At 57.8% G+C, this 8,344-nt stretch carries 11 protein-coding genes; 3 read left to right on the plus strand and 8 right to left on the minus strand.

The features are described from left to right. The coding region (locus ABJO75_RS06220; RefSeq protein ID WP_333483675.1) for a transposase at positions 1-125 on the plus strand (125 nt) is incomplete at its 5' end. A gap of 100 nt (positions 126-225) precedes the next feature. On the opposite strand, the gene ABJO75_RS06225 is transcribed toward ABJO75_RS06220, so the two are convergent. The 6 genes from ABJO75_RS06225 to ABJO75_RS06250 all read right to left on the minus strand — a co-directional run bounded on the left by ABJO75_RS06225 (position 226) and on the right by ABJO75_RS06250 (position 5,499). After that, complete coding sequence (locus ABJO75_RS06225) at positions 226-1,125, minus strand: EamA family transporter (RefSeq protein ID WP_348126011.1); 900 nt, start codon at positions 1,123-1,125, stop codon at positions 226-228. 178 nt (positions 1,126-1,303) lie between these two features. Beyond that, positions 1,304-1,942 carry a DsbA family protein gene (locus ABJO75_RS06230; RefSeq protein WP_348126013.1) on the minus strand — a complete coding sequence of 213 codons (639 nt, stop codon included), beginning with the start codon at positions 1,940-1,942 and terminating at the stop codon, positions 1,304-1,306. Then, positions 1,942-2,565, minus strand: coding sequence for an NAD(P)H:quinone oxidoreductase (gene wrbA, locus ABJO75_RS06235; RefSeq protein WP_348126015.1), 624 nt, complete (start codon positions 2,563-2,565; stop codon positions 1,942-1,944). The genes ABJO75_RS06230 and wrbA overlap by 1 nt, the downstream gene beginning before the upstream one ends. Positions 2,566-2,672: 107 nt before the next feature. Further along, a complete protein-coding gene (locus tag ABJO75_RS06240) occupies positions 2,673-3,542 on the minus strand; it encodes a LysR family transcriptional regulator (RefSeq protein ID WP_348126017.1) in 870 nt (289 codons plus the stop codon). A 605-nt stretch (positions 3,543-4,147) separates the two neighbouring features. Next, positions 4,148-4,795 (minus strand): helix-turn-helix domain-containing protein, encoded by a 648-nt coding sequence (locus tag ABJO75_RS06245; RefSeq protein WP_348126019.1) that lies wholly within the window; start codon positions 4,793-4,795, stop codon positions 4,148-4,150. Continuing rightward, a complete protein-coding gene (locus tag ABJO75_RS06250) occupies positions 4,792-5,499 on the minus strand; it encodes a methylenetetrahydrofolate reductase (protein WP_348126021.1) in 708 nt (235 codons plus the stop codon). Before ABJO75_RS06250 ends, ABJO75_RS06245 begins: the two co-directional genes overlap by 4 nt. 337 nt (positions 5,500-5,836) lie before the next feature. Here ABJO75_RS06250 and ABJO75_RS06255 point away from each other — a divergent pair, with 337 nt between their 5' ends. Next, on the plus strand, positions 5,837-6,685 hold the full coding sequence (locus ABJO75_RS06255) for a 3-methyl-2-oxobutanoate hydroxymethyltransferase (RefSeq protein WP_348126023.1): 849 nt from the start codon (positions 5,837-5,839) through the stop codon (positions 6,683-6,685). A gap of 17 nt (positions 6,686-6,702) precedes the next feature. Continuing rightward, entirely contained in the window at positions 6,703-7,371 is a 669-nt protein-coding gene (locus ABJO75_RS06260; RefSeq protein ID WP_348126025.1) for a class I SAM-dependent methyltransferase, read from the plus strand. Here ABJO75_RS06260 and ABJO75_RS06265 read toward each other — a convergent pair. Then, the gene (locus tag ABJO75_RS06265) at positions 7,368-7,850 is read right to left on the minus strand and encodes a MerR family transcriptional regulator (RefSeq protein ID WP_348126027.1); all 483 of its coding nucleotides are present in this window, start codon (positions 7,848-7,850) and stop codon (positions 7,368-7,370) included. The two genes, ABJO75_RS06260 and ABJO75_RS06265, sit on opposite strands and share 4 nt — an antisense overlap. Before the next feature lie 30 nt (positions 7,851-7,880). Continuing rightward, complete coding sequence (nrtS, locus tag ABJO75_RS06270) at positions 7,881-8,087, minus strand: nitrate/nitrite transporter NrtS (RefSeq protein ID WP_348126028.1); 207 nt, start codon at positions 8,085-8,087, stop codon at positions 7,881-7,883. Positions 8,088-8,344: the final 257 nt, after the last annotated feature.

Consider the following 8,344-nt stretch of genomic DNA (forward strand, 5'->3'; position numbering starts at 1 on the left):
ATCGCATCGAGATCATGTTCGGCAGGTTGAAAGATTGGAGACGGGTCGCGACCCGATACGACAGGTGCCCGAAGGTCTTCCTCTCCGCAATCGCGCTAGCGGCAACCGTCATCTATTGGCTATGAGTCCTGACCCTAGGTAGAGCAGGCCGGCAAAACGCATATCGCGCGCCGAAGCCGAGGTCATTTGAAGTTGTTGCATGGCAAACTCCTGTTCCTGCGTCCTTCAGACAATTGCCTGAGCATGTTTCCGAGTTGTGCGGATCATCTGGTGCGCTTGTGGTCGGTTCGCCCTCTGTCCGAACCAGACGGAGCCAAGAACGATCAAGGCGCCCAGAAACTGGACCAGCGACAAAGACTGGCCAAGCCAGATCCAGCCCAGTGCCACCGCCGTCACCGGGCTCATCATGCCCAGCATGGCAACGGCTCCGGGCTCGATCCGCGCCACGCCCCGAAACCAAAGCGCATAGGTCGCAGCCGCCCCGACAAGGCCAAGCCACGCTAAACCGGCCAAATTCACCGACGTCAGCGACGGCAAGGGCGGTTCGACGATCAGCGCCAGTGGCAAAAGGATCAGGCCACCCGCCGTTAACTGCCAGGCGGTGAAGCTCAGCGCCGAAACCGGCGGTTGCCATTTCCGGCTGAGCACCGTGCCTGCCGCCATCGAGGCGGCTCCGCCGACACCGGCAGCGATGCCGATTGGGTCCAGACGCGCCTCGGGACTGACCAAGAGCAATGCAACGCCAAGCACCCCTACCGCTGCGACGATTACCGCTCCAGCCCGGATCGGGGCGCCCAGCCAGCCGCGCGCCATGAAAATCACGATCATCGCCTGCAATGACCCGAGGGTCGCCGCCACTCCGCCGGGCAGCCGGTAGGCGGCCACAAAAAGCAACACCCAAAACAGCGCGAAGTTGAAGCTGCCCAAGAGAAAGGTTCGCCCAAGCCAGCCGCGCGGCGGCAGGCAGCGTGTCACCGCCAAAAGCAGCAGCCCGGCGGGCAGTGCACGCAACGCGGCCAGCGTAATTGGGTAGCCTTCGGGCAGGGCTTCAGTCGTGACTAAGTAAGTGCTACCCCAGACGGCAGGCGCTAGGGCGGTCAGGAAGATGTCGGTCGAGCGGGACATGGCGATGCTCCTGTTTGGCGGATTACCACAGGGTGTGAATTTTTGAGTGCGGACGCTTCGGGCACGGGGGCAGCCCCATATCCCGTCGCAGGTGAGGTGACAGATCGCAGCGCGCATGGCGCAGCAACCGCGATGGTTTGAAAAGTCGGATCAAAAGGGATTTCATCTCGGTCACCCTTCAGTCCACGAGCCGCCTTGCGGCACGGATTTGCGCCGCAAGGACTTCGCGTGGCCCATTGACCAGGCGCGCACCGGTTTCCCGGATGATGAGTGTGGGAACGGATTGCACCTGTAGCGACCGGGCGCGTTGTCGGTCGGTCTCGACTGACTGAACCGTCGCCGTGTCGTTGAGGAGGTCTGTGAATTGCGCGGTATTAAAGCCAAGCGCTCTCGCCGCATCCAGCACGACCCCGGGGTCGGCAATATTGCGTGCGTCGGTCAAATGCGCGCTCTGAAGCCGGTCGAACATGTCCCAATGGGCGGCCTGCCCGCCGATGCGCTCGGCCGCCTTGCAGCCAACGGCGGCGGTCAGCCCGTGCGGATAATCGAACGGGGCCGCGCGCATCGCGCCGATGTCGACCAGCTCGGGCCGGTCGCTGACCTGTCGGCAAACGTTCCAATGGCCCAAGATTGTCTCACGGGCTTGCTCTGGCGTGCCCCAACGCGAAGCCATCTCAGCGCGGCTGGCTTGCAATACAAAGGTATGATGCCGGATGTCGAGGTCGAACTCGACGGCAAGGTCACGCAACCGCGACGAGATATTGAAGCACCAGCAGCACACGACGTCGTGAAAGAAATCTATGGTAAGGTAAGCCATCACGCGGCCTCCTCTTGCCAATTTGCCCCGGTAAGTCGTGCGGCGATCCGGGCGACATGCGCGCCTTGGAAGCGCGCCCCTGAAAGGTCGGTCTTGGAGGGTGTGCGCGACCCGTCAGCCCCGGCGATGGTGCCCGCGCCATAGGGTGCGCCGCCCACGATTTCCTCGCCCGTCTTCTGACCGGCAAAAGTGTAGGGCATACCCGCGATCAGCATTCCGAAGTGCTGCAGCGGGATCTGGGTGGACAGCAGCGTCGCCTCATGTCCACCATGCTGCGAGCCTGTGGAGGCGAAGACGGCCGCGACCTTGCCAACCAGCGCATTCCGGGTCCACAGGCCGCCAGCCTGATCGAGGAAGGACTTCATCTGCCCGGCCATCATTCCGAACAGCGTCGGGGTGCCGAAAATGATGGCGTCATAGCCTTCAAGATCGGCTGGAGTAGCAACGGGGGTCTCGTCCGCTGTGAACTCGGCCTTTTGCCGGATCGCTTCGGGGACGGTTTCAGGCACGCGTCGCAGATCGACATGGGTGCCGTGTACCGAACGTGCGCCTTCGGCCTCGGCCTCGGCAAGCGCGCGGACGTGGCCGTAGCTGGAGTAGTAAAGAACAAGAACACGGGTCATGGGATCCTCTCAAGGGTGTGGGTTTCGTCACCTGAGAAGATCGGGGATGAGGCGGTCCGGAATAACCGGCCCGCTTTCACTTCACTCTTTACGTGGATTGAAGAATGTCAGGGGCGCAGCGCCTCGCCCAGATGATCGAGAAACGCCGTGACCTTCGCATCCATGCCGAGGCGCGAGGCCGTCACCGCGTAGATTTCCGGTGCGGGCAGTTCCCAATCGGGCAGCACGCGGACCAGCTCTCCGCGCGCGACCGCATCTTTTGAAACGAAATCCGGCAAGGTGCCGATGCCCTGGCCGGCGATCAGAAGATCGCGCAGGACAAGGCTGTTACCAACGCGGATGGGTGGATCAAGATCCACGGTCACTGTTTCGGATGGACCATGAAGGGTCCAGACTGTGAGATGATCGGCAAGCAAAAAACCGATGACACGGTGATTGGCAATGTCCTGCGGCGTTTCCGGAGCACCGACACTATCCAGATAGGACGACGCGGCAAAGACCTGTTGCCGCATCGTCCCCAGCTTGCGCGCCACAAGCGCGGAGTCCGGCATGGCCGCCCGGATCCGGATCGAAACATCGAAGCCGCCCTCCACCATGTCGATCACCCGGTCATCCATCGACAGCGTCAGGCGCAGGTCGGGATAAGCGTCGAATAACCCGGGCAGGATCGGCGCAATGACGGTCTGACCGAAGGAACTAGAGGCGTTCACCTTGAGATGGCCGCGTATCGCGCCGGCGCCGTCACGGATGCGCGTCTCGACCTGGGACACGGCATCAAGGATACCTGATGCTTCGTCGTAGAAGAGTTGGCCAGCATCGGTGAGTGACATCGAACGCGTAGTGCGGGTGAGCAATACCGTGCCCAGGCTCTCCTCCAATAGCTTGATCTCACGGCTTAGTAGGGCGGGAGAAACCCTGAGATCCTCCGCCGCACGCGCAAAGCTGCCACGCTCGACAATGCGGCGGAACGCGTTCATGACAGAGAGCTTATCCATTATTGCTTTCGATCAGTCCAAGTGAAACGTCGCCTTATTCGAGCGACCAAGTGGAGGAATACCATGAATGCGGATCTCGTGCGAACAGGCCGCAAGACTGCCCGGCAGTCAATTCGCCTCCCTCTCAGCGGATACCATATCTGCAAAGCCCGCCGGCACGAAGCAGTCGAAGCGGAAAGACCATCGCTGAACGACTATTTTTGAAAGTATCCCTGTCATCCATGCAGGCTGCAGCATTAGTCAAAGAGGGCTCACAGCTGCCTTGCGGCGGTGCAGCACACGATTTTGATCATTAGTGCCTTCTTGGAGTTGTCCCGATGACTGCTGTCAGCCCAAAGCAGACTGATCGCACCCGAACTCGAGTCCACAATAGCTGACCTTCGCCGCGCGGTCGGCGAACTGGTAAGGTGCGGACAGAGCCGCCATTGACTGGCCAGTCTTGACGGTCTGCATTGTGGGCTTTGCTCGGCACCCGGATGCCCTGATGACGGGACTGAATATCTAAGGGCAGGACGACGGCCTCTGGGGAAAGCAAATAGACACGGCGTACATCTTATTGTTTGCAATATCCCAGTGTTTTGTTTGAACTATCCAAACTGACATTCAAGCCTCGCAGGCGCGCGCAACAAAACGTGGCCGCGGCCGAGCTCTGCTATGCCTTGGCGCTCAAATTGCTTCAAGAGCCGGTTGACCCATTGGCGGGACAGGCCGGTTTCAGTCGCGAGCTGTGCCTGAGTTACGAAGACTTTCTGGCCAGCAGGCTGCCCGTCTTCCAATCTTGCCAAGAGCGAAGCGGCAAGCCGTTTTGAGCCGCAATCGGAATGAATTGGCGAACACATCACTTCGGCAGTTTGGCACTGCAATATTTGCATGAAATTTGCTGCAAACTGGGCCGAGATGGAGAAGGCACTCATAAGCCGGAGTGGCGTGAAGAGATAGATACTCGATGCTTCGATAATCCAATGTGCTTCAGAACTTGTGTATGTCTCTGACAAATTGATAATAGCCGGAGCAGCCTTTGCAATAATGTCGTGACCGTCGTCCACGTCGTCAGAAATCGGGCGGAGACCCACGCGACCACTCAAGAAAACAGCCGTTTGCTCATCTTGTTGGCTGTAGGCTTCGAGCCACGCATTGGATGTTGTGTTTACGTGGCGGCCAAGCTCCAGAATTTCGGTCCAGTTTTGCCAAGCCAAATTCTGACACAGGGTCCCTTCCTGATTTACACGGTTCATGTGGGTTTTCCCAGCTGAGCAGCGACCCAATCAAAGGTCTTTTTGGCACCGCCAAAAGGAAAAAAGTGCAATTTCACCGGTGCCCGGTCGTTCAGGACAAGCGCCTGCGAAAGCTCGTCGATCAGTTCTGTCGGTTGAAAGCCTCTTAACAGCCCGACCATTGCACCGGATCTTTTACGAAGCGCCGAAAGGGATGGCCCCACGCCGCATAGCATCGAGTATTTGATCAGCGCAGGGATCGAGGTCACACCCGCGATCCCGATGTTTATTGGCGTAACAATTCCCCTCGCGCGCAGCATATTTATCCAATTGGCATAAGAACCTGCATCAAAACCGAACTGGGTGGTGATGGAAGCCTGTATGCCCCGGGCTGCCAAGAATTCCAGCTTGTTTTCCAAAGCTTCAACAAGTTGCGCGCCGCCAATCCGGGGGTGCCCTTCGGGGTGGCCGCTGATTGATATGTGGCTAAACCCCAGGTCAGAAAACGAGGGATCTGCCAGCACAGACATCGCGTCGTTGTAGGGCCCCAGACTGCCGTCGCGATCCCCTGCCAGAACCAACAACCGGCAGGCTCCACCAGAGCGCGCGGCAGTCAGATGCTCGCGCAGTTGGCTCTCGTTTTGGAAGTGACGTGCGCCGACATGCGGCACTGGTTGATACCCCAAATCAACGAGTGTCTTACAGGCACCCTCCAGGCCCGCCACGTCCTTGTTCGACAAATGGGGAAGATAAACGTCTGACCCGGGAACAAAAACATCGTAAGGCGGGCAAAAAGATTGTGCCTTGGATGTCGGTATTTCGAGAGAGTACCCAGACAGCAATTGGTCCCGGACAAAGTGGAAGTGAGTTAGTTCGCGGGATGTCTGGGGCAACGGCTTCCCTCCGGCTTAAATATCTAACAATGATGTAAGATTAAATCTTTCTCGGCTTCAGTCAAGAAATTTGACCTTGTCCTGATCGCGCTGTGTCAACGCGTTGACACAGCAATCAAGGAAACTCGGTTAGCGTGAAGCGTTATCTTTCATCAAGGGAGGAAATCTGATGACAAAGCGCCGTAAAACAAGGCTCAAGCACTTGGCCGAGAAGGTCGCAAAAGGAGAGCGCATCGTCGGCATGGAGTGTCACGACACCCCCAGTGCGATGATAGCCGAAGAGCTTGGAATGGATTTGCTGTGTTGTGGAAGCCCCGGCCCGATGGGGTTGATGGGCCATAAATCTATGGCCACCGTAGATTTTGAAGAGCAGCTCTATATGCTGGAAGGCGTTCTGCGTGGCGCGTCCTCGCCCTTTATCATCTGCAACATGCCCAACACCACAGCGAGTATTTCCATCGAGGAATCGGTACGTAACGCGGCGCGGGTGGTCAAGCTGGGGGCGGATGGTGTGCATATTGAACCCTCAATGGGCACGATCGAACATATGCGTGCCATCGTTGCGGCAGGGATTCCGATTGTGGCCCATTTCGGCGTTCAAGGCGAACGCGCGGTGATGAACTCCGGCCATGCGCCAGCGGGGCGCACAGCAGAAGACGCCGCGAAGATTGTTGAACTGGTGCGTGCTTCAATTGACGCGGGGATTTTCGCAGCTTTGTTCGAGCATACTTCGGTCGAACTGACGAAATGGTGCTACGAGAACCTGCCGGTTGCTGTTGCTAGCCTTGGGTCTGGTCCGCACGCGCACGGCATCTTTCATGTATCGAGCGACATCATCGGCTGTTCGGTCTTCCCAATCCCGCCCAAGCGCGAAGTCTTTGGTGATGTCATGGGTGAAATGCGCAAGGCCTATACAGAATATTTCAACCGTGCCACGGGCGGCCAGTTCCCAAAACCGGAATTGTCTCACAATATGCATGACGGCGAGATGGAGAAATTTGCCAAACTCATGAACTGATGCCGAGGGCAGAGCTGATGAAACCAGACCAATTCCTGTCTTGGCTATCGGCTCTGCCTTTATGCAAGTGCACGAGCGTTGAGTGTGGGGCCGGTAGCGCTGAGATCGCCCAATTTCTGGCAAACCGATACGCGACATCCTGCGCCGTCGATATCAATCCAATTCCGCTTCTTCCAGATACATTGGTCAAAGCGATGTGTGTGGATGCAGGAGGTTTACCGTTTGAGGACTCGTCAGTAGATTTGGTCCTGTCGATGCAGGCGCTGCATCATTTCGACGTCGCCAAACATCTGGCCGAGGCGCGTCGCATACTTCGTCCAGGCGGCGTCTTTGCCGCCCTGTGCTGGGGTGAGATTTCGTTGCCCGATGATGTCCGACACGCCTACACCCCAATCTTTGACGCAATCGCCCCGTTCTGGGAGCCGCAGCGCGCCTTTGTGCTGTCCGGGTACAAAGGCCTCGAATTTGCTGGGGTTTCAGTCACGCGCCCACGGGCGGAAATGCGGAGAAAATGCAATCTGGACGGACTGGAAGAGGTCATGGCCACCTGGTCCGCGGTACAAGGTGCGATCACTGCGGGAATTGATTTGCCTGACCCTGATCTGTCCGTGCTGCGCAAGGACGAAAACGCAAAGTTTGATATCAGGTGGCCACTGCTCGGCCCGGTGTTCCGGGTACCAACCTAAGTCGGCTGCCAGATCATCTGCGCCATGTCCGTGCGGTCCGGGTTGGTCTGCATCGGACACTCGGGACAGGTCCGCGGCGTTGGCTTGTTCTTGCAACCTTGGCACCCTTTCAGCAGCCGGACGGTGCGCCGAATTTCATCCTGCATCGCCAAAATGCCAGCCGCCTGATCACGCAAATCATCGGTCAGATGCTCCAATAACTCCATCATCGCGGCGCTGGATTGATCTCCGGTTTCATACTCGCGCCGTCGCGTCGCAATCGTCTTGATCATCTCGACAGAGATATTCAACTCTCTCATCTTCATGGCAAGCCGCGCAATGGCCAGCTCTGTTTCGCCATAATACCGCGTCCCGCCTTCTGAGCGACTGGGGGAAATAATACCCAGCTCTTCATAGCCACGCAGGGTACGCACACTCAGCCCTGATGCCTCTGACAGGTCGCCGATCTTGTGCATTCTGTTGTCGTAGCCATGCGCCATGTTATCTATTCCAACACTTATTGTGCTAATTCATCGCACCCGCGCCAAAGCACTGACCGCACCATAGGTCGCAACGCAGTAGGGCACTGTATACGTCAAAAGGCATTTCAGCAGATTCACTGATCCCGAATGCACCAACTGGTCGCCCTGATTTATCAGGTTAAGCACGGTGCCAACCACAAGTGCCACAATCAAAGATCGTTTGACGATATCCGGACGAAAGGCGGTCCTATACATAGTATTCTGCACTCACCTTAGCAATCTAACACCAATGTCAGATATCATGGTTGGTGCTAAGTTTCCAGCCTCCGTCCTGAGAAACTTTCGTAGTAGATCGGCAGAGCCGATTGACCGGCATCGTCAAGTTATCGGAGTTTCTGTCGGCGAAAGCCGTGGCACTGGATCTCAGGCAGCCTTCAGGTCACGCGTGATGTCGTCCCAAATCCAGTGGGCATCGGCTCTGGTTTGGCGATAGGCAGCGGCTGAAAGTGTAT

Origin of the sequence: Sedimentitalea sp. (assembly GCF_039973035.1) — a bacterium.
Classification (GTDB): Bacteria; Pseudomonadota; Alphaproteobacteria; order Rhodobacterales; family Rhodobacteraceae; genus Sedimentitalea.

Coding starts and splice junctions, on each gene's coding strand:
- ABJO75_RS06255 (WP_348126023.1), top strand. CDS start 5,837: ATGACAAAGCGCCGTAAAACAAGGCTCAAGCACTTGGCCGAGAAGGTC.
- nrtS (WP_348126028.1), bottom strand. CDS start 8,087: ATGTATAGGACCGCCTTTCGTCCGGATATCGTCAAACGATCTTTGATT.
- ABJO75_RS06265 (WP_348126027.1), bottom strand. CDS start 7,850: ATGGCGCATGGCTACGACAACAGAATGCACAAGATCGGCGACCTGTCA.
- wrbA (WP_348126015.1), bottom strand. CDS start 2,565: ATGACCCGTGTTCTTGTTCTTTACTACTCCAGCTACGGCCACGTCCGC.
- ABJO75_RS06260 (WP_348126025.1), top strand. CDS start 6,703: ATGAAACCAGACCAATTCCTGTCTTGGCTATCGGCTCTGCCTTTATGC.
- ABJO75_RS06225 (WP_348126011.1), bottom strand. CDS start 1,125: ATGTCCCGCTCGACCGACATCTTCCTGACCGCCCTAGCGCCTGCCGTC.
- ABJO75_RS06230 (WP_348126013.1), bottom strand. CDS start 1,942: ATGGCTTACCTTACCATAGATTTCTTTCACGACGTCGTGTGCTGCTGG.
- ABJO75_RS06245 (WP_348126019.1), bottom strand. CDS start 4,795: ATGAACCGTGTAAATCAGGAAGGGACCCTGTGTCAGAATTTGGCTTGG.
- ABJO75_RS06240 (WP_348126017.1), bottom strand. CDS start 3,542: ATGAACGCGTTCCGCCGCATTGTCGAGCGTGGCAGCTTTGCGCGTGCG.